Genomic DNA, 24,487 nt, shown 5'->3' with positions numbered 1-24,487 from the left:
CAATGCACGTCATCTTCCGGGAAACCCACGGGCTGGAGGAGACCGCCGTCCCGCAGGATCTGCTGCAGGAGCCGGCGGATCTGGTCGTGCTGTCTTTTTCCGACAGCGACCTCGGGGCCTTTGCAACCGGATGGCATCAGGCCCGCGAGGCGGACGGGAATTTTCCCTCCCTCCGGCTCGCCAATCTGACCGCGCTGATGCATCCCTTGTCGGTGGATACCTATGTCGAGCGGACACTGTCCGGCGCCAGGGCGATCCTGATCCGGCTCATTGGCGGCATGCCGTACTGGAGCTATGGCCTGCAGCAGGTGGAGGCTTTGGCAAGAGCGCGCGGTCTGGTGCTCGCCGTACTGCCGGGCGACGGCCGCCCGGACAGCCGCCTGGATCAAATATCGACGGTGCCCAGGCCCATGCTGCGCGCGCTTGCCCGGCTGTGCGATGCGGGCGGGGCAGGCGCGGCGCAGGCAGCCTTGGGCCTGCTCGCACGGGCCGCAGGGCTGAAGGGTGCGCCCATACCCGACTGCCATCTGCTGCCGATGGCGGGAGGGTGGCATCCCGAGCGCGGTGTCCTCTGCCCGGACTCTGTCGTGCGTGATCCGGCCCGGCCGCTCGTCCTCATCGTCTTTTATCGCTCTTATCTTGCCGCCCACGATATCGAGCCCTTTGCCGCGCTCCATGCCGCCTTCGAGCGGAAAGGTTTCGAGACGCTCTCGATCTTCGTGCCTTCGCTGAAGGCGGACGCCGCGCGCCAGCAGGTGGACCGGTGGGTGCGGCGCCTTTTGCCAGCGGCAATCCTGAACGCCACGGCTTTTTCCGCGCGTGGTGAGGGCGGAGACACCCCGCTCGACGGTGCAGGCGTGCCGGTGTTCCAGCTGGCGCTTGCCACCTCCTCGCGTGCGGTCTGGGCGACGGCGTCGCGCGGCCTGTCTCCGGCAGACCTTGCCATGCATGTCGTGCTGCCCGAGGTTGACGGGCGGATCTTCACCGGGGTTGCCAGTTTCAAGGAGCCGGGCGCGCGCGATCCGTCTCTTGAATTTGCCCGCAATGCTCACAGGCCCGATCCGGACCGGATCGAGGCGATTGCGGCGCGTGTGACGGGCTGGATCGCGCTTGCGCGCAAGCCGGCTGGAGAGCGGCGCGTGGCGCTTGTGCTCTCCACCTACCCTGGAAAGCCGCACCAGTTGGCCCATGCCGTCGGACTGGATGCCCTTGCCTCCGCCGAGGCGATGCTCGCGGATCTGGCCGGGGCGGGTTATGCAACGCGCGAGCGGCCAGGGCTGGCAATGGCCTTGGCCAGCGAACATCTGGACTGGCCGGTATCTGAATATCGCAAGGCGCTGGCCGCATTGCCGGACAGTCTGCAGGCAGCACTTGGTGCAGCCTGGGGCGAGCCGGAGGCGGATACGGCCGTCGTGAAGGGCGCCTTCCGCTTTGCAGCCGTCCTGCTCGGCAACCTGCTCGTTGCCCTTCAGCCCGAGAGGGGAAATCCGGGGAGCCGCGACGGGGACTACCACGATCTCTCGCGCTGCCCGCGCCATGGTTATGTCGCCTTCTACCTCTGGCTGCGGCAGCAGCACATGGACGCGCTGGTGCATGTGGGTGCGCATGGCACCCTTGAATGGCTGCCGGGCAAGTCGGTGGCGCTGTCACAGGACTGCTGGCCCGAGGCGCTGACCGGAGCCATGCCGGTTATCTACCCCTTCATCGTCAACGATCCGGGTGAGGCAGCGCAGGCCAAGCGCCGCATCGGCGCTGTTGCACTCGGTCATGCGCCCCCGCCGCTGACGCCGACCGGCAGCGGCGCGGGGCTCGCCCGGATCGAGGCACTCTTGGATGAATTCTCCAATGCCGATGGGCTAGATCCGGCCCGCCGCGATCGCCTGCAACTGGCGATCCGCGAGGAAGCACGCCTCCAAGGGCTGGAGGCCGAACTGGGCCTTGACGCGGCAACCACCCTCATGGAGGCGATCACGCGGATCGACCGGTTCGTCTGCGACGTGAAGGAGAGCCAGTTCGGCGATGGGCTGCATGTCTTCGGGCGCGGAGAGCAAGGCGTGGCCGAGCGCGCCGGTCTGCTGGCGGCGCTCAACGGACGGCGCGTGGCACCCGGGCCTGCCGGCTCACCCTGGCGCGGGCGCATGGATGTGCTGCCGACGGGACGCAATCTCTATACGCTCGACCCGCGCGCCGTGCCGACCCCGACGGCCTATGAGCAGGGCATTCGTCTGGCCGAGGAATTGATCCGGCGTCATCTCCAGGATCATGGGGACTATCCGCGCGGGCTCGTCGTTGATCTTTGGGGATCAGCGACCATGCGCACGGCGGGCGAGGAGTTCGCCATGGCGCTCCACTTGCTTGGGGCCCGCCCGCTCTGGGACGTGGCCTCGGGGCGGGTCACGGGCGTTGAAATCCTGCCGCTCGCCTTGCTCGACCGGCCGCGCATCGATGTGACCCTGCGCGTCTCGGGCCTCTTCCGCGATGCCTTCCCGACGCTCCCCTTGCTTTTCGGGCAGGCCGTGCGGGCGCTGTGCGCGCGGGACGAGAGTGCGGACTGGAACCCCTTTGCGGGACGCCCTTCGGCTCCCCGCGTCTATGGTCCGCGCCCCGGGTGCTACGGCCTTGGCCTTGAAGATGCGGCAGAGGTTTATACCGAGACGGCCAGACGCGCGGCGGGAGAAGCATGGCTGGCAGCCTCAAGCCATGCGCTGGACGGGCCCGAAGCCGCAGCCGATCCCGAAGGGCTGCGTCGGCGCGTCGAGAGTGCCGATGCCTTTGTCCACCTCCAGGACCTGCCCGAGACCGATCTCCTGCTGGCGGCAGACTATGCCGCGCACGAGGCGGGCTTTGCGGCTGCCAAGGCCGTGACCGGCGGCGCTGCAGCGCTCTATCATCTCGACACTCGCGATCCTGCCCGCCCGGCCGCGCGCACGCTGCGCGAGGAGATCGCGCGCGTCGTGCGCGCGCGCGCCGCACATCCGGGCTGGATCGCAGGCATGATGCGTCACGGCTTTCGCGGGGGCGCGGAGCTGGCTGCAACGCTCGACCACTTAGGAGCGTTCGCGCACCTTGCAGCCAGCGTACCCTCGCACCTCTTTGATCTTTATTTTGACGCTACGCTTGGCGAGCCCGAGGTGCGGGAATTTCTCGAGCGGGAAAATCCCGGTGCGCTTGCGGCGATGGAGGCGCGTTTTGCGGCGCTTCATGCTGCTGGCCTCTGGCAAACGCGGCGCAATTCCATCCTTGCCAGCCTGCCGGTTGCCGGCGCCTTGAGGGACGAGGCATGAGCGAATTTCTCGTCAAGGGCTGGTGCCCCGATGCGTGGCGCCCGATGGCGGCAGGCGACGGGCTCCTGCTGCGGGTCAAGCCAAGGCTCGGGCGCCTGACGCGCACGCAGCTGCTCGGCCTGTGCGATGCCGCCCGCGCTTTCGGCAATGGCCTTATGGACATGACCCGCCGCGCCAATCTCCAGCTGCGCGGCGTCAGCCAGAATAGCTGGCCGGCACTCGTTGATCGGCTGGTCGAATTGGGACTGGTCGATGGCAATGCCACGGCCGAGACGCGCTGCAATGTTCTCGTCCCACCAGACTGGCGGGCAGGCGATGACACGCACCGCATTGCAGCCGAGCTTTTGGGGCGCCTTGAGGAACTGCCCAATCTGCCGGGCAAGGTCGGGTTTGCGATTGACGCCGGACCGGCACCAGCTTTGCTCGGCGTTGCCGGCGATTTTCGCATCGAGCGGGGCAAGGGCGGCCTGATCCTGCGGGCCGATGGCCGTCCTCTCGGCGCTCCGGTCGACGTGGGCCGGGAGGTGGATGCGCTGATCGCCCTTGCACGCTGGTTCGCAGAGAGCGGCGGCCTGGCTGCGGGCCGCATGGCCCGTCACAAGGCCTGCCTGCCGGATTGGGCGGTGGGCAAGCTTGCGCCAATGCCGCCTGTCGCTGCCATCGCGCCGGGGCCCCACTGGCTTGGCGCGGCCTTCGGACTTGCGTTCGGGCGGGTCGAGGCGGAGACGCTCACCCGGCTGGTCGAAGACGGGGCGGTCAGCGCCGTGCGGCTCACGCCCTGGCGCGTGCTTCTGGCCGAAGGCGCGCCGGTTGAGAGTATCCCGGACCTGCTCAGCGAGCCTAGCGACCCGCTGCTCGGCGTCGATGCCTGCCCCGGCGCGCCCTATTGTCCGCAGGCGACGGTCGAGGTCCGCGAGCTTGCCAGACGCTTGGCCCCGCATGCGCGCGGGCGGCTCCATGTCTCGGGCTGCGCCAAACACTGTGCCGCCACCCGGCCCGCCGCCTGCACCATCACCGGCCGCGATGGCCGGTATGATCTGCTGCGTGACGGCTGCACGCGCCCGGCCCTCAGCCGGCTGGAAATTCTTGCCTCCTTCGGAGCTGCCTGATGCCCTACCTTTACGAAACCGATGGCGCGGCGATCTATCGCCAGTCGTTCGCCACAATCCGCGCCGAGGCGTCCCTCGAGCGCTTTGCGTCCGATGAGGAGCCGGTTGCGGTGCGCATGATCCATGCCGCCGGGCTGGTCGAACTGGCCGGGCATATCCACTTCTCAGCAGGCTTTGCGGCGGCCGCGCGCACGGCGCTCAAAAGCGGCGCCCCGATTTTGTGCGACGCCCGAATGGTGTCGGAGGGGATTACACGGGCACGCCTTCCTGCTCAGAATCAGATTATTTGCACCTTAAACGCCCCGCAGGTCCCCGCTCTGGCCCAGGCGATGGAAAACACCCGGTCTGCCGCGGCGCTGGAATTGTGGCGGCCCCATCTGGCAGGCGCGCTGGTTGCCATCGGCAACGCGCCAACGGCGCTGTTTCATCTGCTCAACATGCTGGAGGACCCAGACTGTCCGCGCCCTGCCGCCATCATCGGCTGCCCGGTCGGTTTTGTCGGCGCGGTTGAGTCCAAGGCAGCGCTCTGGGCGGCGCAGCCTGTGCCGTGCTGCATTGTCGAGGGGCGTCTGGGGGGCAGCGCCATCACGGTTGCTGCCATCAACGCGCTTGCGAGTGCTGCCGAATGAGCGCGCCTGTACCTTGTGGCATCATCCGCGGCGTCGGGCTTGGCCCCGGCGCGCCCGATCTGCTGAGCGTGCGTGCGGACCGCCTGGTGCGCGGCGCGCTGTATGTCGCCTATTTTCGCAAGGCGGGAAGACCCGGCCAGGCACGGCGCATCGTTGAGGACATGCTCCGCCCCGACGTCATCGAAATTCCGATGGAATATCCGGTGACGACGGAAATTCCCGTGTCCGACCCGCGCTACAATGCCTGCCTTTCCGCCTTCTATGCGGACTGCACGCAGAAATTGGCGACGCTTGCAAGGGCAGGGGAGGATGTGGTCGTCCTGTGCGAGGGGGACCCCTTCTTCTACGGCTCCTTCATGCACCTTCATGCCCGGCTGTCGGGCGTCGTGCCGGTCGAGGTCGTGCCCGGCATTACCGGCATGGCCGGGGCTTGGAACGCAACCAGCATGCCCATCACCTGGGGCGATGACGTGCTGACGGTGGCGATGGCGACCCTGCCCGAGGAAGAGCTGGCGAGGCGCATTCGCGATACCGACGCGCTGGTCGTCATGAAGATCGGGCGCAACCTGCCCAAGCTCCGCCGGGCGGTCGTCGCCGCGGGGCGTGAGGACGCGGCCTGGCTGGTCGAATATGCCGCCATGCCCGGCCAGCGCGTCACCCGCCTTGCCGAGGCAGAGAGCGTGACGCCCTATTTTTCGATCTTGCTGATCCACGGTCAGGGACGCCGACCATGAGCTTTGTGCAAGACCTTGGTTCGATCGCAATCGCCGGGCTGGGCCCGGGGGACGAGGCCCTCGTCACGCCCGAAGTCACGGCCGCGCTGGCCGAGGCGACAGATGTGGTCGGCTATTTCCCTTACGCGGCCCGCGTTGCGCCGCGCGAGGGCCTCACCGTGCATGCCTCCGACAATCGGGTGGAGCTGGAGCGCGCAATGCTGGCGCTGGGGCTGGCGGCGCAAGGGCGAAAGGTCGTCGTTGTCTCGTCGGGCGATCCGGGCGTCTTTGCCATGGCAGCGGCCGTCTTCGAGGCGCTGGAGTCAGGACCCGATCATTGGCGCACTTTAGACATCCGTGTGCTGCCGGGCATTACCGCCATGCTGGCCGCCAGCGCGCGGGCCGGCGCGCCATTGGGGCATGATTTTTGCGCGATCAACCTGTCTGACAATTTAAAGCCGTGGCCGGTCATTGAAAAACGGGTGCGGCTGGCGGCGGAGGCGGATTTTGCCATCGCCTTTTATAATCCGCGCTCAAAGGCGAGGCCTGCCGGCTTTGCTCGTATCCTTGAAATATTACAGGAGGCGTGCGGCCCTGATCGCCTGGTGCTGTTTGCTCGCGCGGTCTCGTGTCCGAACGAGGAGCTGCGGATCGTGCGTCTCAGCGAGGCGCGGGCGGACATGGCCGACATGCGCACCCTCGTCATTGTCGGGTCGAGCCGGACCCGGGTGATTGAGCGAACCGGCCAGCCGATCCTTTATACGCCGCGCTCGGCATTGGGCGCATCGTCATGACCGAGCCAGGCCATCACATCTTCAGGAAGGTAGACTTCCATCCGGTCAGGCATGGCGGGGCGCTCGATCATCAGCACCGGCAGGCCGAGCTGGCGGGCTGCCGTCAGCTTGGCTGCAGCGCCCGCGCCGCCCGCATTCTTGCATACGATGAGATCAACGGCGTGGTCCTGCATCAGGCGGCAATCTCCCTCGATGGTGAAGGGGCCGCGGTCGACCACCAGGCTGTGATGCGGCAGGGCCGGCGGCTCAGCCGGCGCATCGACGAACCGCAGGAGGTAATGGTGCTGCGGCTGCGCGGCGAAGGCCTCCACATGCATCCGCCCCAGCGCCAGCATGATGCGCCGGGCTGGGCCAGCAAGCATATCGACTGCCGCGTCAATGTCGCGGGCGCAAAGCCAGCGATCGCCGGCAACAGGCACCCAGGCGGGCCGGGTCAGCACGATATGAGGAATGCCTGCAATCCAGGCGGCTTTGATCGCATGGGCACTCATCTGGGCGGCAAAGGGGTGGGTCGCATCCACGAGGTGCGTGACGTTGTGGTCCCGCAGGTAATCGACCAAGCCTCGAACCCCGCCGAAGCCACCGACACGGGTCTTGATCGGCTGGGCCTTCGGCGCCTCCGTTCTGCCGGCATAGCTGAGCGTGGCTTGAACGCCTTTTTCTGCGAGCAGGCGCGCCAGCGCGCTTGCCTCCGTCGTGCCGCCCAGGAGGAGAACATTCGGCATGGCTGACAGCACCCCCAATCCATGGTTGACGATCGTTGGCATCGGCGAGGACGGCCTGGAGGGTCTCTCCATCGCGAGCCAAGCGGCGCTCAGGCAGGCCGAGGTGGTCATGGGCTCGGCGCGGCACCTGGCGCTGTTGCCCGTCCTTAACTGCCCGGTGATGAAATGGCCAGTTCCCTTTGCGGACGGACTTGAGCCCCTGCTCGCTCATCGCGGACGGCGCGTCGTGATGCTGGCGTCCGGCGATCCTTTCTGGTTCGGCGCCGGCGCAAGCGTGACGCGCTATTTGGATCCGGATGAGTGGGTCGCCCATCCGGCACCCTCGACCTTCTCTCTTGCCGCGGCGCGGCTGGGATGGCCGCTCCAGGAGACGCTCTGTCTTGGCCTGCACGCAGCGCCACTGGCCCGGCTGCGGCCGCACCTGGCGCCAAACCGGAATATCCTTGTGCTCGTGCGCGATGGCGCGGCAGTAGCGACCTTGGCGAATTACCTGATCGAACACCGCTTCGGGGCCTCGCTGCTGCATGTGATGGAAGCACTCGGCGGCCCGCGCGAGCGGATCCGCCGCACGAGCGCTGAGGCTCTGGCCTTTGACGACATCCATCATCCGGTGTCGGTCGGGATCGAGGTCAAAGGCGAGGGTGCCTCCCTGCCGTTGACGTGCGGCCTGCCCGATGACCTCTTTGCCTCCGACGGACAAATCACCAAGCGGCCGGTGCGGGCCCTGACCCTCTCGGCGCTGGCGCCGCGCCCGGGCGAGCTGCTCTGGGACATCGGTGCGGGGTCTGGGTCGATCGGGATCGAATGGCTGCTGGCCCATCCGGAAAACCAGGCCGTTGCCTTTGAAGCCGATCCCGTTCGGGCCGAGCGGGCATGCGCCAATGCCGCGGCTCTCGGGGTCGACCGGCTGAAGGTCGTCGTCGGCGCCGCCCCGGCTATGCTGCCGGCGGGACCATTGCCGGATGCCGTCTTTGTCGGCGGCGGGCTTTCGGACAATCTTCTGGAAGCGCTCTGGGCCCGCCTGCCGGCGGCCACGCGCCTCATCGCCAACGCCGTGACCTTGGAATCCGAGGCGCTGCTGGCCCGCTGGCAGGCGCTGAAGGGCGGCAGCTTGCTTCGCATCGAGCTCGCCGATGCGGTCGCGCTCGGGAGCCGGCGCGGCTGGCGCGCCCGGTATCCGGTCGTGCAGTGGAGCGTCGCGCTATGATCGTTGCAGGATTTGGTTTTAGGTCCGCAGCAAGCCCGGACTCGCTGCGCGCAGCGCTGGCGCAGGCGCAGGAAGGCGTGCCTGCCATCACCCATCTTGCCACTGCCGCCGATAAGGCCGCGGCCCTTGCCCCGTTGGCAGAAATTCTGGAGCTGCCCGTGATCGGCATCGCGACCGAAGCACTGGCGTTGGTGACGACACCCACCCGCTCTCGCGCCAGCGTACACGCCCGTGGCACCGGCAGCGTTGCGGAGGCATCCGCGCTGGCCGGCGCCGGTGCGGGTGCACGGCTGCTGCGTCAGCGCTGCATTTCTGCCGACCGCATGGCGACCTGCGCCATTGCTCAAGGAGCCTTGCCATGACCGTTCACTTCATCGGCGCCGGCCCCGGCGCGCCGGATCTCCTTACCTTACGCGGGCGCGACCTGATCGCGGCCTGCCCGGTCTGCCTTTATGCCGGATCGCTGGTCCCGACAGCCGTTCTCGACCACTGCCCCCCGGGCGCGCGGATCATCAACACGGCGCCCTTAGCGCTGGACGAGATCATGGCCGAGATCGCGGCCGCCCATGCCGCGGGCCAGGATGTGGCGCGGCTGCATTCGGGTGACCTGTCGATCTGGTCGGCGATGGGAGAGCAGCTGCGCCGACTGCAACAGATGGATATTCCCTTCACCATCACGCCTGGCGTTCCGGCCTTTGCCGCAGCGAGCGCCGCGCTTGAGGCGGAGCTGACCCTGCCCGAGGTGGCGCAGTCGCTGGTGCTGACCCGCACGCCGGGCCGGGCAAGCGCCATGCCGCCTGCCGAGAGCCTCACCAATTTTGCAGCAACCGGGGCAACGCTTGCCATTCACCTGTCGATCCACAACCTGGCGCAGGTGGTGGCGGACCTTGCGCCCCTCTATGGCGCGGACTGCCCCGTTGCGGTCGTATGGCGGGCAAGCTGGCCCGATCAGCGGATCGTTCGCGCGACGCTTGCAACCATCGAGGATGCTGTTATCGGCACGATGGAGCGCACGGCCCTGATCCTTGTTGGCCGGGTGCTGGGTCGACAAGACTTTGCCGAAAGCCGCCTTTATGCCCCCGGCTATGATCGCCGTTTCCGCCCGCAAGACGCCACCTCGCGTTTCGCCGGAGGGGCTGAATGAGCGTGCCGGGTCTGATGATTGCCGCTCCGGCCTCGGGAACAGGCAAGACTACGGTGATGCTGGGCCTCCTTCGGGCCTTTCATGAGGATGGGCTCTCAGTGCAGCCCTTCAAGAACGGACCGGATTATATCGATCCGGCCTTTCATCGCGCCGCCTGCGGTCGTGCCTCGTTCAACCTGGACAGCTGGGCAATGGCGGGCGGCTTGCTTGATGTCCTGGCGGTAGAAGCAAGGGGCGCGGACCTGGTGCTCGCCGAAGGCTCGATGGGACTCTACGACGGGGTTGCAAGTTTTGGTGCCGCAGGCAATGGCGCCAGCGCCGACATTGCCTGTCGCTTCGGCTGGCCTGTCGTCCTGGTGCTGGACGTCTCCGGGCAGGCCCAGTCGGCGGCGGCCGGCGCGCTGGGGTTCCGGCAGTTCAATCCGCAATTGCCCTTCGCAGGGGTCATCCTCAACCGTGTGGCCAGCCCGCGCCATGAGCGGCTGGTGCGCAAAGGACTGGACGCGGCCGGCATTCCGGTCTTAGGCGCGCTGCCGCGGCGGGACGATCTGACCCTGCCCGAGCGTCACTTGGGGCTGGTGCAGGCAGAGGAACACCCTGACCTGGAGCAAAGGATCGCCGAGTGTGCCGCGTTCCTGCGCGCCCATGCCGATCTTGACGCCATCCGCGCTGCTGCAGGAGCAAGTAGCGTGGCGAGGCATGGCTCAAGACCAATGCTGCCCGCGCCCCCGGCCCAGCGCATTGCCGTTGCCCGGGATGCGGTTTTTTCATTTCTCTACCCCCATCTGCTGGAAGGCTGGCGGCGCGCCGGCGCCGAGATCCTGCCGTTCTCGCCCTTGGCGAATGAGGCGCCTGCCAAAGAGGCCGATCTGGTCTGGCTGCCGGGCGGCTATCCTGAGCTCTACGCCGGGGTCATCGCCGCTGCTGCGACGTTTCTTGCCGGCCTGCGCCGTCATGCCGAGACGCGCCCCGTGCACGGGGAGTGTGGCGGCTATATGGTGCTGGGCGAGGCGCTGGTCGACAAAAGCGGGGAGCGGCATTTAATGGCCGGCCTCCTCGGGCTTGTGACGAGCTTTGCCCAGCGCCGGATGCACCTGGGCTACCGGCATGCGGAACTGCAGGTGCCGCTCGCTCGCCTTGCTGCCGGGACACGGCTGCGCGGCCACGAATTCCATTATTCGACCATTCTCGAGCAGACCGACGCGCCGCTGGCGCGGGTGACAGACGCCGACGGCGCGCCAGTGCCCGAGACCGGATCCCATCGCGGCCATGTGACCGGCACCTTCTTTCATATGATCGGGATGGTGCCATGACCGGCTTTGTCTCCTTCGTCGGGGCCGGGCCGGGCGACCCGGACTTGCTGACGCTGAAGGCCGTCTCGCGCCTCCAGGCGGCGGACGTTGTGCTGTTCGACGATCTGGCCTCGGGCCCCATTCTGGATTGTGTCCGCAAGGGTGCGGAGCGGGTGGCGGTTGGCAAGCGGGCGGGGCGCCCGTCTCCGAGCCAGGCGGAAATCAACCGGCTGCTGGTGGAGCATGCTGCCTCCGGCAGGCGCATCGTGCGGCTGAAGTCGGGCGACGCTGGTATTTTCGGGCGGCTCGAGGAGGAGATCGAAGCCCTGGTCGCCGCAGGCGCAGACTTCGAGATCATCCCCGGCGTCAGCGCGGCAAGCGCTGCAGCCGCTGCGGCCCGCATTCCCCTGACCCGGCGCCTGCGCGCCCGGCGGGTCCAGTTCATCACCGGTCATGACGTGACAGGAGAGCTGCCGGACAATCTGAACATGGCAGCGCTGGCCGACCCTGGTGCAACGACGGTGGTTTACATGCCAAAGAAAACCTTTCCCGCGCTTGCCACCCGGCTCATGACCGAGGGGCTGCCCGCCGAAACGCCGGCGCTTCTGGCCGAGAACGTCAGCCATGAGGACCAGTGTCTGACGCGAGGGACGATGGCAAAGATTGCGGAGATGCTGGCGGGCGGCACCTCAAGCACGCCCGCCCTCATCCTTTATGGCCCGCTCCTGGAGGCCCCATGATCGAGCTTCATCTGATCGGCATCGGCACGGGCAATCCGGATCACCTGACCCTGCAGGCGGTGCGGGCGATGCAGGAGGCCGATCTCATCCTCCTGCCGCGCAAGGGCAGCGCCAAATCCGATCTCATCGACCTGCGCCGCAGCATCTGCGCGCAGGTGCTGGAGCGCCCGGTTCGGATCGTTGAATTCGACATGCCTGTGCGCGAGGCAAGCGCCGATTACGCCCGCGCGGTCAGCAACTGGCACGAGGCCATTGCTGGCGCCTGGCGCGCGCAGATCATGGCGCACCTGCCGAACGGCGGCCGGCTGGCGCTTCTCGTCTGGGGCGACCCGGCGCTTTACGACAGCTCGCTGCGGATCGCAGGGCACCTCCAGGCGGCGGGCATGGCAATCAACACCTACGTCGTCCCCGGCATCACCAGCATTCAGGCGCTGACCGCCGCCCACACTATTCCGCTCAACCGACTGGCGGGTCCGGTCACGATCACGACCGGGAGGATGCTGCGCGCGCACGGCTGGCCCGAGGGCGCCGACACGCTAGTTGTCATGCTCGACCAGGGCCTTGCCTTCGAGGTGCTGGAGCCGACAGGGATTACCATCTGGTGGGGCGCCTATCTTGGCATGCCGCACGAAGCGCTGGAAGCGGGGCAGCTGTGCGAGGCGGGCCCCAGGATCGCCCGGCAGCGCGCGGCGCTGCGTGCGCGCCATGGCTGGATCATGGACGTCTATCTGATGAGACAAGGAGAGGGTTGATGGAACATGAAATAACCCATGAAAACATCGATGCCCGCCACGCCGAGAAGATGCGCAAGAAAAAGGCGGCGCGCGACAAGATCATGGCGAGCAAGACCCATGAGAAGGGTTTGCTCATCGTCCACACCGGCAAGGGCAAGGGCAAGACCAGCGCGGCGCTGGGCATGGTGGTGCGCGCCATCGGCCACGGCATGAAAGTGGGTGTGGTCCAGTTCGTCAAAGGCGCGATGTCGACCGGCGAGAGAAAGGTGTTCGACGCTTTCTCCGAAAATGTGGAGTTCAGGCCGATGGGCGAGGGCTTCACCTGGGACACGCAGGATCGCGCGCGCGACATTGCCGCAGCGCGCGCCGCCTGGGAGGAGACCCGGCGCATGATCGAGGACCCGGCCTATCACATGGTGCTGGCCGACGAGCTCAACATCGCCCTGCGCTATGACTATCTGCCGCTTGCCGAAGTGCTCGAAGTCGTCACCGCCCGCGCCGAAATGAAGCACGTCATCATCACGGGGCGCAACGCGCCCGAGGCGCTCATCGAGGCAGCTGACCTCGTGACCGAGATGACCATGGTCAAACACCCGTTCCGCAGCGGAGTGAAGGCGCAGGCGGGCATCGAGTTTTAAATGCGGCGAATATTCCTGGCCGGGTGGCAGGTGTGAGCGGGATTTCTCCCTCGTTCGATGCGGACTTTGCCGCGCGTTTTGCCGAATTGCTGCGCTGGCGCCGCGATGTCCGGCATTTCGACCGCCGCCCCATCGCCGAGGCGGACATGCGCGAGCTGCTCGCCTGTGCCGCGCTCGCGCCGTCGGTTGGAAACGCCCAGCCCTGGCGTTTCGTGTGCCTGCGCTCGCCTGCGCTGCGGCAGGCGCTCATCGAACATGTCAACGAACAGAACGCTGAGGCGGCCGGGAGGTATGCGGGACAAGCGCGCCGTGAGCACTATCTCTCGCTCAAGCTCCACGGCCTTGCTGAGGCGCCGGAGTTGCTGGCGGTCTTCTGCGATGAGCAGCCGAAGGCAGGGCATGGCCTGGGCATTGCGACCATGCCCGAGATGCTGCGCTACTCCTGCGTCATGGCGATCCACACCCTGTGGCTGGCAGCGCGCCTGCGTGGCATCGGTCTCGGGTGGGTGTCGATCGTTGATCCTGAGGCTATTCATGCCATGCTGGACGTGCCCGCCCACTGGTCTTTGATCGCGCTTCTGTGCCTCGGCTATCCTCTGGAGGAGACCGCCGTGCCTGAGCTGGAACGGCGCGGCTGGCAGGCGCGCGAGCCGTGGGCCGACCGGGTGTTCGAGCGCTGAAGCCCCGGTCGGCAACGACGGCAGCGGCCTGGCTTATCCTTCGATCCTGCCGGGTGCGGGCACGGCGTTGATCGCATCAAAGCCCTTGAGGCGATAAATGGCGTAGCTCAGGCCCCAGCAGAGGACGAATATTCCAATGATAAAAAATCCGAGCGCATTGAAATGCTCGGAAAGCATCATGACGTCCGCCCAGGGCCAGCCCGTCAGGCCGAATTTTTCGGAGAGGAGTGCAATGGTCTGGATGCCGCCGATCACAAGCGCCACCAGCGCCGAGACCAGCGTGATCGTGATGTTGTAGTAGAGCTTGCGGATCGGCTTGACGAACGCCCACTCATAGGCGCCGAGCATGAGGATGCCATCGGCGGTGTCAATCAGCGCCATGCCGGCGGCGAACAGCACCGGGAAGACCAGAACAGCGCCGAGCGAGACGCCGTCGGCGGCGTGCGCGCCGGATAGCCCCAGGATCGCAACCTCGGTTGCAGTATCAAAGCCGAGCCCGAACAGAAACCCGAGCGGCGCCATGTGCCAGCTCTTGCGCACCAGTTTGAACAGCGGGCGGAAGAGCCTGGCCAGCACTCCGCGCCCGGCAAGGAGCATGTCCAGGTCTTCCTCGACATATTGGCCGCCCCGGCGCACATGCTGGAAGCGCTCCCAGACGCCCTTCAGGATCACGAGATTCATGATCGCGATGGCAAAGAGGAAGCTCGCCGAGATGATCGTGGCGATGACGCCGCCGGTCTCGCCCAGAGCCTCGAAATCGGCGAGCGTGCTTGCAGCGATGGCAATGACGGTGGCGGCAATCAGCACGATTGCCGAGTGGCCGAGCGCAAACCAGAGGCCGACTGCAATCGGGCGCTGCCCGTCCTGCATCAGCTTGCGGGTGACATTGTCGATGGCCGCGATGTGGTCCGCATCGACTGCGTGACGCAGGCCAAGGCTCCAGGCGAGCAGTGCGGTGCCGAGCATCACGGGATTATCGGCAAAGACGCTGAACGCCCAGATCCAGGCGGCGATGTTGACGGCGATCAGGGCTGCAAGCAGCGTGATAATGCGCCGCCTGAGCGGCGATTGTGCAAAGGCAAGGGTCATGGTTTTACTCCTTGAAGGCGAGCCTGTGGCAAATGCCGGCGACGGGTGTTGAGGCGCCTCAGATCACGGCGGGCCCCACTGATGCCCATCCAGGTGCCTGTCGCGCACACGAGCGTGACCATGGCAAGCAAGGGCAGGACGACCAGATCCCAGGCCGGGCGTGCGTGCAGGCCAGGGAAGTCGAGGCTGTGAAGCCCGTTCATCAGCCAGCGATAGGCGCGGGCCTTACCATCAAAGGCGCGGAGGACCCGTCCGGTCTGCGGGTCGATATAAAGCCGCGTTTGCTGCGCATCGGCGAGCACCGCACGCCACACCGGCAGCGGCGCAGGGTCCCTGTGGGCATAGTAGTAGGCGTCATGCCCGTGCAGCAGATCGAGCGCCGTGATGCCGGGGCCGTTGGCAAGTGCTGCGGACAATTCATCCTGCGTGAGGGGAGACGGCGCTCCATCCGCATTGATACGGATGCGCGTGCCACTGGCGTTGACCGCCGCCAGAAATAGAGTGTCGCCAAGCGGCGCCGTCTCGAGCCGTACGGTTCCGGCGGGCAGCGCATCGATAGTGCCAAGCGCTGTGCGCAGATCGCCCCAACGCTGCGGCCCGGCGAGCCGCACGCGCTCGGCAGGTTTGTCATTGCTCTCGAAGAGACCCCAGGGGTTCATCGAGAGAAGACCGCTTGCAACCCAGGTCAGGGTCAGCACCCCGAAGAGCAATCCCGTCATGTGGTGCCACCACCACAGGCCGCGATAGGGCGAGCCGAGCCTGCCCTTCTTGTGGCGGCGCAGCCGCGCGATGCCGAGCCAGAGGCCGGTTGCGCTCAGGAAACAGCCGAGAAGCGAAGTCCAGATGACGACCTGCGACCAGAGCGCAGCGTCCTGACGCAGCAGGGTCGGGTAGAGCCAGTGCGGCACCGCGCCGAGCCAGCCCCAGAAGCGCTCGGACCGGGTCGTCTGTTGCACGACCTCGCCCGATCCTGCGATATAGACGCTTGCACCGTCCGCATAGTCGACGCGGTAGAGCGGCTGGTGGCGGCGCGCGGTCTGGACGGTCCACTGGTCGATTTGAATTCTGGCGGCGCGAAGCGCGTCGCCTTTGATGCCGAACCGCTCGCCAAAGCCGCGCCCCAACTCGAGCGCATCTTGAGCTGCAAGATTTTCAAGGATGCGGCCCGTTGCAAGATCGATCGTGATCGGCTTTGCGCGCATCTGCGGGGAGGCAGGACCTGGCTCGGCGGCCGGCGTTGCCCGCAGCACCGCCCTAGTGCCCATCTGCTCGACCCTAACCGAGGAGAGCAACATGTCGTCGGCAAGCTCTGTTTGGTCCCAGCTGATGTCGAGTGAAAGCTGCAGGGGCGCGAGCCCCCGCAACTGTTCTTGAGGCTCGAGCCGGGGATAGGGCGAATACATCATGACGAAGCCTGAAAGGCACCAGATCGTCATGACGAGCCCGACAAGAATGCCGAGCCAGCGGTGTAAAAAGAGGAGAGGGTGCAGCATCTGGGCGCTTCTCCTCAGATGCTTGCGCCATAGCTGACCCGAAGCGTGCGCGGCACGCCGCGCGTGAAATAGAGGAAGCGGCCGCTGCCGTCGTCGCGCAGCGCCGAGCCGTAGCCGCGCGTGGCATAATCCTTATTAAAGACGTTCTCGACGTTGACGCCGACGCGATGACGCCGCGCAGCGCCGTCCGGGTAGAGCTGAAAACCGGCGTCGACGACGACATAATTGCCGTAGTTGCGCCGGCCAAAGCCAGAGACGGTACTCCAGGCATCGCCCACCCAGTTAAGGGAAAGATTGGCCCCGAAGGGAATGTCAACCGGGGTGTAGGCGATACTGCCGCGCGCCAGGTGCCTTGGCGTGCGGTCACGCTGCAGGTCGGACCCGGAGTTGCGCGACCGGGTGTAGGTGTAGCTCGCAGCCAGCTGCCAGCCGCCATTAAGGCGTGCGGTCAGCTGCAACTCTGCCCCCCGCACGTTCACGCGCTTGTCGACATTGACGTAGATGCCGTCCGGAAATGCGGGGTCGGTGTAGCTGATGTCGATCAGGTTATCGATCCGGCGCGCGAACAGCGTTGCCTGCCAGTTGAGGGCCGTCTGCGCGATCACGCCGCCCGCACTCAAGTTAACGCCGAGGCTCTCCTCGGGGGCAAGGTTCGGGTTGCCCTTCTCGCAGCAGGGGTCGATCTGATAGAGCTGCGAGGCAGAGGGCAGGAGGAACGACGAGCCGCCGCTCGCCTCGAGATAAAGATATTTGCTCACATCAAAGCGGCCCGAGGCGTTCCAGACCGTTTTTTTAGCGCCGCTGCCGTCGTTGTAACGCAGACCGGCGGCAAGGCGGGCGCGCTCAATGAGGTCGTCGGTGGTGCGGATCTGGAAAATGCCGGCATGGACCTCCTCCTTGGTCGTGGCCGTAAGCAGGACGTCGTCACGTCCCTTGAAACTCTGGTTATCGTAGCCGATCAGATACTCGAAGCCGGGGTGTAGCCGCAGCCGGGCGAGCGCGCTGCCGCCATAGTCCTTGAAGCCCCAGTAGGTACCCGCCGGATAGAGGACGACGGGTGCGCCGGTTGCCACATCGTTGCGGATCTGGACGTAGGCGGTGTTCCAGTCGTGATAATAGGCCTTCAGGTAAAACTGGACGGTATCGCTGCCCACATAATCCAGGCGAAGGCTCGCGATTTCCTCGTTGCGGTCGTTCCGGCTCTCGCGCACGCGTGTCGGTGAGAGGTTATCGAGTTTTGCCTCGGTGTGCTGATACTGCAGGCTCAGCAATACATCCGACCCGAAATCATACCGATACTTCCCGCCGACCGACCAAAGCTCATAGCCGCGTTTGCGGTCGGTCGCACTTGGTTCCATCACGCTGTAGGGGCGATATCCATCCGACTGGTTGCGCGAGGCCCAGGCGACGAAGCGGTGGCCGTTCATGCCGCCACGGACAAAGCCGTCCACACCGGTGCCCGCACGGCTGTCGAGAGTGCCGTTCACCTGTCCGCCGAATGTATCGCTGAACGAGCGGGTGACGACGTTGATGACACCGGCGGCAGCCTGCGTGCCATAGAACAGGCTCTCGCCGCCTTTCAGCACTTCGATACGCTCGACCATGCTGGCCGGGAGCGTGTCATTGGGCGACGTGCTGCCATAAAGCCGGTTGTTGATGCGCACGCCATCAACCGTCCACAGCACGTCCTGTGTCCGTGACCCCTGAAGGGACAGGTCCACATAGCTGAACGGACCGCTTCCCGGCTTCACGTAAAGGCCGGGCACCGACTGGAGGGCGGCGGCAACATCGACCGCACCGCTCCTCTGGAGAGCCTCCTCGCTGATCGTCTCGAGGTCGTGTCCGTAGCGGGCCAGCTCCTGCGGGAGCGTTTCCTCGACGCCGACGCCCGTGACGATAATATCCGGGCTGTTGTCTGCTCGAGCGGCCTTAAAGGCAAAGAGAAGGGTTGCGGCAAACGCCGCTTGAAAAAGATCGCGGGAGTGCATGTCACTCATACCCCGTCGGCGTCAGCGAGACCTGACGGGGAGCCTCCGCGCGAACGGCTGACGCACGCCTCCAGGCGGACGCCTGCAGCGCCCGGAAGCCCTTGTCAGTGCGGCTCCACCGCACGTGCGTCGCTCAGACGGAGTTCCGTGCCGCGGCCATCCCCTGGGCCAAGGCAAGAGCGACCAGACGCAGGCAGGTCTCCTGGCTCACGGGTCATAGCTTGATGCAAAGCCTTCCCAGGCCTCGCATGATTTAGCGTCCGGCCCAGTGGCTGCCGGCGCCCTTCTTGGGTCGCCAGCGATATGCATCGCGCTCGCCGCTTACAGTTGCAGGGACAGCCACGGATTTGGGTGATCGCATCACCCGCACCGTATTCCCTATTAAGCCCTTCTCAGGGCACCGGCGCGATCACGAAGCAGCCAAAAGCCGCTTCGACAGCGGGTATACGCAATCGCAACGAACAATCCAAGCCACTTTCATACTCGGCGTCGTCCTGTAAAGAACGCGGACGTCGCGCGTCCTTGCTGAGATTAAACGCTGAATTTAAAATCGGCCTGAAGGAGTTGGCCCGCGTTTGCGTCAGATCGCGCAAAAGCAAAACAAACCGGCCGGACACGCGCGAGCGCCGCTGTGCCCTTGGCGCAGCGAGCGGCAGGCGCTCAGAGAAAGCAAGCCCGCTGCTCGCCCTCTGCCGCGCGACAGGAGGTCAGGCCGCTTCAGCGTTATCCAAAACCAGCTTGCCGTATGCCTTGAGGCCGCTGAAGGCGAACATGGCGCCCGTGACCGTTGAAAAGGCCGCAACGACGGCAAGCGAGGGACCAAGGTCGCTCATGCCGTCAAACAGGACAGCGTTGATCAGCGGCACGACAGCCGTGCCGATCGACAGTCCGACAAGGCTGTTGGCCAGAAGAAAGAGTGCGGCGTTGGTCGCCCGCATCCGGTTGGGCGTGGCAAGCTGAAGCGCTGCCACCGAACAGCCGAAATAGGCGTGAAAGAAGAAGCACGCCGGGGCGAACATCAGTACGACCAGAAGAGCGCTGGGCATCAATGGCGCGCAGATGGCCGGCACTGCAACCGCCAGCGTCGTCAGCGCCACAACCCGTAGATTGGCGTCAAAGCGGCCCCGCAGAGCCATGCGCTCGGCGAGCAGGCCCCCGCCGATCGAGCCTGCGCTGCCGAGGACCAGGAACACCAGGCCAAGATGCCAGCCGGCCTCGCCCGGCGTCAGTCCAAAGCTGCGGATCAGCAGCGTTGGATACCAGGCGCTCATGCCATAGCCCATGATCCCAAGAGCGCAGGAACTCAGGTAAATGCTGATAAACACGCGCGCGTGGCGGCGCAGGTGGGCAAGCAGTGGCAAGATGCCGGATGCCTCCGGCGCGCTGCCTGTGCTGTTCAGGCTGGCGCGGCGCGGTTCGCGGATCATGGCGACCAGCAGTGCCACCACGATGCCAGGGCTGGCAACCAGCAGGAAGGTGGCCTGCCAGGGCCTCAGCGTGCCCAGAAGCGGCAGGGTGACATCGCCGCTGAAGGCGATCAGGTCGACGACTTTGCCGCCGATCATCAGCGCCGCCCCTGCGCCAATGGTGATACCGAGCGCATAGACCGCCATCGCCCGCGCCAGTTTCGGACGCGGGTAGGCATCGCTCAAGTAAGAATGCGCGGCGGGGGAAAGGGCCGCTTCGCCGAGCCCGACGCCCATGCGCGCGGCAAACAGCAGCGCATAGTTACCGGCCAGGCCGCAAAGGGCGGTCGCTGCGCTCCAGAACAGGACGCCGGCGGCGATGATGCGCTTGCGTTGCAGTCGATCGGCGAGAAGCCCGATGGGAACGCCCGCCACCGCATAGAGGAGCGCGAAGGCCATGCCCTGCAGCAATCCCATCTGCAGGTCGCTGATATCCAGATCGCGGCGGATGGGGTCGACCATGAGGCTGAGGATCTGCCGGTCGACGAAGGAGAGAATATAGGCCAGGAGGAAGATGACCAGGGCGTAGTTCGCCTGTGCGGGGGTGACCCCTGAGGCTGGGACGGACGTTGGGCTGGAGGTTGGACCGGATGTCGGTTGAGACACCGGCCTGGAGGTCAGAGTCGTGCCGGACTGTTTGTCGGCCATAGGAATCAGCCTTTTTTCTGTACCACAGGCGGACCGCGCCTCGGGGAAGTTTGCGCCTCTGTCGGAATGCCGCCGGAGAGCTCGCATTTCTCCGGCGGCGCCGCGATCCGAACGGATGTTTCAAGCCAACTGTGATTGCCCGGCCGCGTGGGTCGTGCGCAATCGGATCAAAGCCCAGATTGAGCTGCGTGATTGGGGGGGCTTTGTCGGTGATATTGATGGCGCCGATGCTGATTTGGGTTGTCCCTCCGCCGCCGGTGCCGTTCTTGGTACCTAGGCCATAAACCCATTAATTGTTGAGCTTTCGCTTGGGTTTTGATTCAGGACTCCCGGTTGTCGAGGGAGCCTTGCCATGCGTCGCCGCTTTGATTTGACGGATTTCGAGTGGTCTGTGATAGAGCCGCTGTTACCCAACAAGAGCCGGGGCGTGCCGCGGGTGGACGATCAACGCGTGATCAATAGCATCCTCTGGCGCTTCCGCATGGGCAGTCCCTGGGCGGATGTGCCTGAGCGTTATGGTCCGCACCCAACCTGTGCGCTGGGGTCAGTGCGCAAGCTCCGGCCGAACCTCCAGCTTGACGCCAATAGCGTGGAGAACCTTGAAGATTGTGTCGAGACGAGGGTTCCCATTCTCGCTGAGAGCCTTGTACAGGCTTTCTCGGCCGAGGCCGGCTTCCCTGGCGATCTGGGACATGCCACGAGCCTTAGCAACTTGACCAAGGGCGTGGGCGAAGTAGGCGGCATCACCTGCCGCGAGTGCCTCTGACAGATAGATGGCAATGGCCTCCTCACTGTCGAGGTGCTCCGAGACATCAAACGGAACCGTTTCGAGAGGCATTACTTCAACTCCTTTGCCATGGCACGCGCCGTTGCAATATCGCGGCTCTGGGAAGACTTGTCGCCTCCGCAGAGCAGAACAACCAATTGCTTGCGCCGTTGCACGCATTAGAGCCGGTAACCAGCGCCGAAATGCAACCGAAGCTCGCTGACGCCTTCGCCGATCGGTTTCGCGTCGCTGAGTAGGCCATAGACCAGCTGATCGATGCGGGCTGCGATCCTCTTCTGTGCAACTGGATCCCTCAGGCTGCGGTGCCAATCGTAAAAGACCCTGGTTTGGCGGACTTCGATCATGTTGAATGTATCCCATAGGATACAATAAAATTCAATCGGCTAGTCCGCCCGGGGGTGACATTCTGAATTCAGCTCCGCGCGAAGCGCCCCAAGCCTTGTCTCGTCGGCGACCCTGAAGAGATAGTTGCTCTCGGCCAGCGTGCCTCACGCTCGGCGAGGCGGCGCTCTCCGCGCTGCATCAGGCGCTAGCCCCATGTGTCTGGAGCCGAAGCGCCGATTGATCCGAAGACTGACAGTCGGTCAGGCGCGTGTCCGTGTGAGAGCCGGCTCGAGAGAGGAGCGGTCCGGATCTTTTAGCCACGCATCATTGTACGTGAAAAAAAGTTTCTGTGCCCCGGACACGGTTGCCTCGCGCCAGGCCGACCAGGTGTGCGACCTTCCTGATCGATATGTACTTCGAAGTCGGCCATCGCGGAACGATCCGCTCGGTCGCTCTAGTTGGATGTACTTTGGCAGACTGACGTTGGCCAATGCCTGTCCGATGCTACCGCTGGCGTTGTCGGCGACCTGGGCAAGGCCGTCGAGCAGGCCTAGAGCATGCAGGACGCTTGCATAGATGCCGATGCCGATGCCGATGCCCGTGTCCCCTGCATCGACCTTCTGCAGGGTCGACCGGGAGGTAAATGCGCGCTCCGCAACGACCGCCATCAGCAGTCGATGGCGTCGATGCGCATCATAGATATCCGCGCCGAGCTTGCGCAGGACGCGCCGTACGACGGCGGGGGAGGTATGAAGTGCGGGCATTGTAACCTTCGCGCTTCATATCTCGACAATTTGCAGCAGGAAGCTTACAGATTTTCAACGCAGCCAGAAGGGTTTCACCAATATTTATCGAAAGCCTGTAGAGGCTCCCCGATATGACCAACGTCCAGTTTGCCGACGCGGGCCTTGACCGGGCCGTTGACGGCGCGGCCATGGCGGCATTCGCCAATGCGGGACAACACGCGCGCTTCGACACGAACAGCAATCAATGACAACGCTATCCGATCGAATTCCGGATCTAGCATTGGCTGCAGGCGGCGATTCGGTTGTCGCCGCTGCTGCGGCACTGTTGCCTGATCGGATCGATCCCAAACTGTCAGCCGCTGCGGCGTAGCGGCGAAGGTCCGGATTGAAGAGTAGGGCTATCTGCGGCGTCAATTGGCCGGGTACGGGCCGGCAGCGGGCCGGCAGCTTCTCGGTTGCCAAGCCGATTAGCCGCCATTCATTATATAAACCGGCGAGGGCTGCTTAAGAAGCAGCGGCAAGGGGGCATTACCGGAACTTCGCAGTCACCGTACCCGGCGCGCCGCCGTCGCGCTCACCCTTATTCATCTTCGTCAGCCGGATTACGCTACATGCTAAAGCTCGCCGATGGGTCTCGCCGATACGCGGCAGCGCTTCGAGATCGCGAGGTCGCCAGCCATCGTTCCGGTAGTGGTCATCAGCTACCGCACCCGTGTTTGAGGCTAATTTTTTATAGGCAAACAGGCGCTGACGCCCCGGACTACATTCTCATCTCGGTGATCGGGTCGTATTTCATGTCCGGGCAGCCCGTCAATCTCGCGGCGGTTGGCCTGACCGAATTGGTCGCCACCCGTTTGTCGTTTCTGCCGACGGTATTCATCGGTGTCGTCAGCGCTGGCCTGCTCCGTTATCTCTGCCCGTGGCCGTTAGGATTGAGCCGATGATCCGCATGTGGGCCCGCGTCTGGACAGCCTCAGTCATGGTATGCCCGCGCCTTTAAAATTCAATGGCACACGTTCAAGTCGGCCCTGATCCGCTGTATGGGCAGCGGTGCCATCGAAGTCAGGAACAGTGCAGATATAGAGCGTGGAGCGGTCAGTGCCGCCGAAAGCACAGGCCAATGCACGGCGTCCCTTGTCGACTGGAACAATGTGAGTGACCTCACCGCCTTCGACCATGCGTACGACGCCTGGTCCGGCGCCAAACGAGGTGCCGTCGACGGCAACAGGAACAGCCGCCCACACGGCGCCTGTGTGATCAAGGCAAATTCCATCAGGAATGCCGCCGTCGGGCAATACACCGAATACGCGCCGGTCTGATAGGGCACCTGTCTCCGGATCGATGGTGAAGCAGGTAATGCGCATCCCCATGCATTCGGCGACGTAGAGCGTGCGGCCATCCGGACTGACCGCCATGCCGTTCGGCGACATCATCTCGGAGGCTGCGACGTTAGCAGGCCCTGCAACAGGCACAAGGACTACATCCGTGGGGGAGGGCATTTCCGGCGCCGATCCTGACCAGATATCAAATCCAGGCTGGCTGACAAAGGCATGGTCTGCCACAACGACCATATCGTTGAGTACGAAGTTGCAGAGCGCACTCAGGTCCGCATGCACCTCAGCCCCGTTTCGGTCGATACGAAGCAACTTGCGCTGCTTTGATGACACAGCGATGAGATCGCCGTTGTCCAGAAAGCCGAGCCCGCCGATGAAATCGTCCGGGCTTTCGTACAGCAACTCTGTATCATCACCCGCTTTCAGACGGTAAATACGTCCGGCCGCAATATCCGAAAAATAAAGGTTGCCATCATGCCAGCGCGGACACTCTGGCAGGGTTAGGCCCTTAACGACGACCTCGGGTTGCGGCAGAATGAGCATTGATTAATCCTTTGAAGCTGTGCTCTGCGAGTGCAGCCGGACACTTGGCTGTGACGCGACTGCACCCTGGTCCGCTGTCCAGCGCCTGATGCCGGACGTGAGGCTCAGATCATCAGAAGCGCTGACCGATGCCGCCATCGTGATAAAGCGACGCGCCGGTGACGAAGCGTGATTCATCAGAGGCCAGGTAGACAAAGGCATGTGCCGTGTCTTCCGGGTAGCTCTTGATCCCAAGGGGAGCCATGGCCACGATTGCATCCTCGGCTGCCTCCGGAGAGGCCCACAGGCCCTTGTCCGCATAATCTTCGAACGCCTCGCGCAGCAGGGGGGTAATGGTCAGCCCCGGATGCACGGAGTTCACGCGGATGCGCTTTGGTCCG

23 protein-coding genes, 1 pseudogene and 1 riboswitch are annotated in these 24,487 nt (G+C 65.1%); of the genes and pseudogenes, 14 read left to right on the top strand and 10 right to left on the bottom strand.

Annotation, left to right across the window (positions count from 1 at the left end):
* Nucleotides 1-2 precede the first annotated feature (2 nt).
* Genes cobN through cobJ form a run of 5 tightly spaced genes read left to right on the top strand, consistent with a single transcriptional unit; the run spans nucleotide 3 to nucleotide 6,529 of the window.
* The gene (gene cobN, locus VIG90_RS10550) at nucleotides 3-3,284 is read left to right on the top strand and encodes a cobaltochelatase subunit CobN (RefSeq protein WP_331593473.1); all 3,282 of its coding nucleotides are present in this window, start codon (nucleotides 3-5) and stop codon (nucleotides 3,282-3,284) included.
* Entirely contained in the window at nucleotides 3,281-4,393 is a 1,113-nt protein-coding gene (locus VIG90_RS10545; RefSeq protein ID WP_331593472.1) for a cobalamin biosynthesis protein CobG, read from the top strand. Before cobN ends, VIG90_RS10545 begins: the two co-directional genes overlap by 4 nt.
* Nucleotides 4,393-5,022, top strand: coding sequence for a precorrin-8X methylmutase (locus tag VIG90_RS10540; protein WP_331593471.1), 630 nt, complete (start codon nucleotides 4,393-4,395; stop codon nucleotides 5,020-5,022). Before VIG90_RS10545 ends, VIG90_RS10540 begins: the two co-directional genes overlap by 1 nt.
* Entirely contained in the window at nucleotides 5,019-5,756 is a 738-nt protein-coding gene (cobI, locus tag VIG90_RS10535; RefSeq protein WP_331593470.1) for a precorrin-2 C(20)-methyltransferase, read from the top strand. The genes VIG90_RS10540 and cobI overlap by 4 nt, the downstream gene beginning before the upstream one ends.
* Entirely contained in the window at nucleotides 5,753-6,529 is a 777-nt protein-coding gene (gene cobJ, locus VIG90_RS10530) for a precorrin-3B C(17)-methyltransferase (RefSeq protein WP_331593469.1), read from the top strand. The genes cobI and cobJ overlap by 4 nt, the downstream gene beginning before the upstream one ends.
* Here the strand turns inward: cobJ and VIG90_RS10525 are convergent.
* On the bottom strand, nucleotides 6,493-7,254 hold the full coding sequence (locus VIG90_RS10525) for a cobalt-precorrin-6A reductase (RefSeq protein ID WP_331593468.1): 762 nt from the start codon (nucleotides 7,252-7,254) through the stop codon (nucleotides 6,493-6,495). The genes cobJ and VIG90_RS10525 overlap by 37 nt on opposite strands.
* On the opposite strand from VIG90_RS10525, the gene cbiE reads away from it, so the two are divergent.
* From cbiE to bluB, 8 genes are read left to right on the top strand one after another with little or no spacing between them, the layout of a single operon-like run.
* Complete coding sequence (gene cbiE, locus VIG90_RS10520) at nucleotides 7,253-8,461, top strand: precorrin-6y C5,15-methyltransferase (decarboxylating) subunit CbiE (protein WP_331593467.1); 1,209 nt, start codon at nucleotides 7,253-7,255, stop codon at nucleotides 8,459-8,461. The genes VIG90_RS10525 and cbiE overlap by 2 nt on opposite strands.
* On the top strand, nucleotides 8,458-8,823 hold the full coding sequence (locus VIG90_RS10515; protein ID WP_331593466.1) for a cobalamin biosynthesis protein: 366 nt from the start codon (nucleotides 8,458-8,460) through the stop codon (nucleotides 8,821-8,823). The genes cbiE and VIG90_RS10515 overlap by 4 nt, the downstream gene beginning before the upstream one ends.
* Nucleotides 8,820-9,605, top strand: a complete 786-nt coding sequence (gene cobM / locus VIG90_RS10510; protein ID WP_331593464.1) for a precorrin-4 C(11)-methyltransferase — start codon at nucleotides 8,820-8,822, stop codon at nucleotides 9,603-9,605. The genes VIG90_RS10515 and cobM overlap by 4 nt, the downstream gene beginning before the upstream one ends.
* On the top strand, nucleotides 9,602-10,918 hold the full coding sequence (locus tag VIG90_RS10505; protein ID WP_331593463.1) for a cobyrinate a,c-diamide synthase: 1,317 nt from the start codon (nucleotides 9,602-9,604) through the stop codon (nucleotides 10,916-10,918). The genes cobM and VIG90_RS10505 overlap by 4 nt, the downstream gene beginning before the upstream one ends.
* Complete coding sequence (gene cobA, locus VIG90_RS10500) at nucleotides 10,915-11,637, top strand: uroporphyrinogen-III C-methyltransferase (RefSeq protein WP_331593462.1); 723 nt, start codon at nucleotides 10,915-10,917, stop codon at nucleotides 11,635-11,637. The genes VIG90_RS10505 and cobA overlap by 4 nt, the downstream gene beginning before the upstream one ends.
* Entirely contained in the window at nucleotides 11,634-12,389 is a 756-nt protein-coding gene (gene cobF, locus VIG90_RS10495) for a precorrin-6A synthase (deacetylating) (protein ID WP_331593461.1), read from the top strand. The genes cobA and cobF overlap by 4 nt, the downstream gene beginning before the upstream one ends.
* Complete coding sequence (gene cobO / locus VIG90_RS10490) at nucleotides 12,389-13,009, top strand: cob(I)yrinic acid a,c-diamide adenosyltransferase (RefSeq protein ID WP_331593460.1); 621 nt, start codon at nucleotides 12,389-12,391, stop codon at nucleotides 13,007-13,009. Before cobF ends, cobO begins: the two co-directional genes overlap by 1 nt.
* Nucleotides 13,010-13,041: 32 nt before the next feature.
* Nucleotides 13,042-13,689 (top strand): 5,6-dimethylbenzimidazole synthase, encoded by a 648-nt coding sequence (bluB, locus tag VIG90_RS10485; protein WP_331593459.1) that lies wholly within the window; start codon nucleotides 13,042-13,044, stop codon nucleotides 13,687-13,689.
* Between the two features lie 33 nt (nucleotides 13,690-13,722).
* Here bluB and VIG90_RS10480 read toward each other — a convergent pair whose 3' ends face one another.
* The 4 genes from VIG90_RS10480 to VIG90_RS10465 all read right to left on the bottom strand — a co-directional run bounded on the left by VIG90_RS10480 (nucleotide 13,723) and on the right by VIG90_RS10465 (nucleotide 20,373).
* The gene (locus VIG90_RS10480; protein WP_331593458.1) at nucleotides 13,723-14,778 is read right to left on the bottom strand and encodes a HoxN/HupN/NixA family nickel/cobalt transporter; all 1,056 of its coding nucleotides are present in this window, start codon (nucleotides 14,776-14,778) and stop codon (nucleotides 13,723-13,725) included.
* Nucleotides 14,775-16,271 (bottom strand): PepSY domain-containing protein, encoded by a 1,497-nt coding sequence (locus tag VIG90_RS10475; RefSeq protein WP_331593457.1) that lies wholly within the window; start codon nucleotides 16,269-16,271, stop codon nucleotides 14,775-14,777. The genes VIG90_RS10480 and VIG90_RS10475 overlap by 4 nt, the downstream gene beginning before the upstream one ends.
* A 14-nt stretch (nucleotides 16,272-16,285) precedes the next feature.
* The gene (locus VIG90_RS10470; RefSeq protein WP_331593456.1) at nucleotides 16,286-18,268 is read right to left on the bottom strand and encodes a TonB-dependent receptor; all 1,983 of its coding nucleotides are present in this window, start codon (nucleotides 18,266-18,268) and stop codon (nucleotides 16,286-16,288) included.
* A 166-nt stretch (nucleotides 18,269-18,434) separates the two neighbouring features.
* Nucleotides 18,435-18,679, bottom strand: a riboswitch (cobalamin riboswitch).
* A gap of 287 nt (nucleotides 18,680-18,966) precedes the next feature.
* On the bottom strand, nucleotides 18,967-20,373 hold the full coding sequence (locus tag VIG90_RS10465; RefSeq protein ID WP_331593455.1) for an MFS transporter: 1,407 nt from the start codon (nucleotides 20,371-20,373) through the stop codon (nucleotides 18,967-18,969).
* A 352-nt stretch (nucleotides 20,374-20,725) separates the two neighbouring features.
* Here VIG90_RS10465 and VIG90_RS10460 point away from each other — a divergent pair.
* Nucleotides 20,726-20,908: pseudogene (locus tag VIG90_RS10460) on the top strand (transposase); the annotation flags it as partial.
* 9 nt (nucleotides 20,909-20,917) lie between these two features.
* On the opposite strand, the gene VIG90_RS10455 reads toward VIG90_RS10460, so the two are convergent.
* From VIG90_RS10455 to VIG90_RS10435, 5 genes are all read right to left on the bottom strand, one after another.
* Nucleotides 20,918-21,211 (bottom strand): addiction module antidote protein, encoded by a 294-nt coding sequence (locus VIG90_RS10455; RefSeq protein WP_331593489.1) that lies wholly within the window; start codon nucleotides 21,209-21,211, stop codon nucleotides 20,918-20,920.
* 107 nt (nucleotides 21,212-21,318) lie between these two features.
* The gene (locus VIG90_RS10450; protein ID WP_331593454.1) at nucleotides 21,319-21,504 is read right to left on the bottom strand and encodes a type II toxin-antitoxin system RelE/ParE family toxin; all 186 of its coding nucleotides are present in this window, start codon (nucleotides 21,502-21,504) and stop codon (nucleotides 21,319-21,321) included.
* 240 nt (nucleotides 21,505-21,744) lie between these two features.
* A complete protein-coding gene (locus VIG90_RS10445) occupies nucleotides 21,745-22,248 on the bottom strand; it encodes a hypothetical protein (RefSeq protein ID WP_331593452.1) in 504 nt (167 codons plus the stop codon).
* A gap of 959 nt (nucleotides 22,249-23,207) precedes the next feature.
* Nucleotides 23,208-24,107: an SMP-30/gluconolactonase/LRE family protein gene (locus VIG90_RS10440; protein WP_331593451.1), complete on the bottom strand. Its 900-nt coding sequence runs from the start codon at nucleotides 24,105-24,107 to the stop codon at nucleotides 23,208-23,210.
* 112 nt (nucleotides 24,108-24,219) lie between these two features.
* Nucleotides 24,220-24,487: SDR family oxidoreductase (locus VIG90_RS10435; protein WP_331593450.1), on the bottom strand; the 268-nt coding region annotated here is incomplete at its 5' end.

This window comes from Pedomonas sp. (genome assembly GCF_036515995.1).
Taxonomy (GTDB): Bacteria; Pseudomonadota; Alphaproteobacteria; order Sphingomonadales; family Sphingomonadaceae; genus Pedomonas.
Note: the sequence above shows the minus strand (reverse complement) of the source record. Positions and strands in the feature narration are given on the sequence as shown.

What these genes read in the sequence shown, in the direction of transcription:
- cobN (WP_331593473.1), top strand. Translation starts at nt 3, where the DNA reads ATGCACGTCATCTTCCGGGAAACCCACGGGCTGGAGGAGACCGCCGTC.
- VIG90_RS10545 (WP_331593472.1), top strand. Translation starts at nt 3,281, where the DNA reads ATGAGCGAATTTCTCGTCAAGGGCTGGTGCCCCGATGCGTGGCGCCCG.
- VIG90_RS10540 (WP_331593471.1), top strand. Translation starts at nt 4,393, where the DNA reads ATGCCCTACCTTTACGAAACCGATGGCGCGGCGATCTATCGCCAGTCG.
- cobI (WP_331593470.1), top strand. Translation starts at nt 5,019, where the DNA reads ATGAGCGCGCCTGTACCTTGTGGCATCATCCGCGGCGTCGGGCTTGGC.
- cobJ (WP_331593469.1), top strand. Translation starts at nt 5,753, where the DNA reads ATGAGCTTTGTGCAAGACCTTGGTTCGATCGCAATCGCCGGGCTGGGC.
- cbiE (WP_331593467.1), top strand. Translation starts at nt 7,253, where the DNA reads ATGGCTGACAGCACCCCCAATCCATGGTTGACGATCGTTGGCATCGGC.
- VIG90_RS10525 (WP_331593468.1), bottom strand. Translation starts at nt 7,254, where the DNA reads ATGCCGAATGTTCTCCTCCTGGGCGGCACGACGGAGGCAAGCGCGCTG.
- VIG90_RS10515 (WP_331593466.1), top strand. Translation starts at nt 8,458, where the DNA reads ATGATCGTTGCAGGATTTGGTTTTAGGTCCGCAGCAAGCCCGGACTCG.
- cobM (WP_331593464.1), top strand. Translation starts at nt 8,820, where the DNA reads ATGACCGTTCACTTCATCGGCGCCGGCCCCGGCGCGCCGGATCTCCTT.
- VIG90_RS10505 (WP_331593463.1), top strand. Translation starts at nt 9,602, where the DNA reads ATGAGCGTGCCGGGTCTGATGATTGCCGCTCCGGCCTCGGGAACAGGC.
- cobA (WP_331593462.1), top strand. Translation starts at nt 10,915, where the DNA reads ATGACCGGCTTTGTCTCCTTCGTCGGGGCCGGGCCGGGCGACCCGGAC.
- cobF (WP_331593461.1), top strand. Translation starts at nt 11,634, where the DNA reads ATGATCGAGCTTCATCTGATCGGCATCGGCACGGGCAATCCGGATCAC.
- cobO (WP_331593460.1), top strand. Translation starts at nt 12,389, where the DNA reads ATGGAACATGAAATAACCCATGAAAACATCGATGCCCGCCACGCCGAG.
- VIG90_RS10480 (WP_331593458.1), bottom strand. Translation starts at nt 14,778, where the DNA reads ATGACCCTTGCCTTTGCACAATCGCCGCTCAGGCGGCGCATTATCACG.
- VIG90_RS10475 (WP_331593457.1), bottom strand. Translation starts at nt 16,271, where the DNA reads ATGCTGCACCCTCTCCTCTTTTTACACCGCTGGCTCGGCATTCTTGTC.
- VIG90_RS10470 (WP_331593456.1), bottom strand. Translation starts at nt 18,268, where the DNA reads ATGAGTGACATGCACTCCCGCGATCTTTTTCAAGCGGCGTTTGCCGCA.
- VIG90_RS10465 (WP_331593455.1), bottom strand. Translation starts at nt 20,373, where the DNA reads ATGGCCGACAAACAGTCCGGCACGACTCTGACCTCCAGGCCGGTGTCT.
- VIG90_RS10455 (WP_331593489.1), bottom strand. Translation starts at nt 21,211, where the DNA reads ATGCCTCTCGAAACGGTTCCGTTTGATGTCTCGGAGCACCTCGACAGT.
- VIG90_RS10450 (WP_331593454.1), bottom strand. Translation starts at nt 21,504, where the DNA reads ATGATCGAAGTCCGCCAAACCAGGGTCTTTTACGATTGGCACCGCAGC.
- VIG90_RS10445 (WP_331593452.1), bottom strand. Translation starts at nt 22,248, where the DNA reads ATGCCCGCACTTCATACCTCCCCCGCCGTCGTACGGCGCGTCCTGCGC.
- VIG90_RS10440 (WP_331593451.1), bottom strand. Translation starts at nt 24,107, where the DNA reads ATGCTCATTCTGCCGCAACCCGAGGTCGTCGTTAAGGGCCTAACCCTG.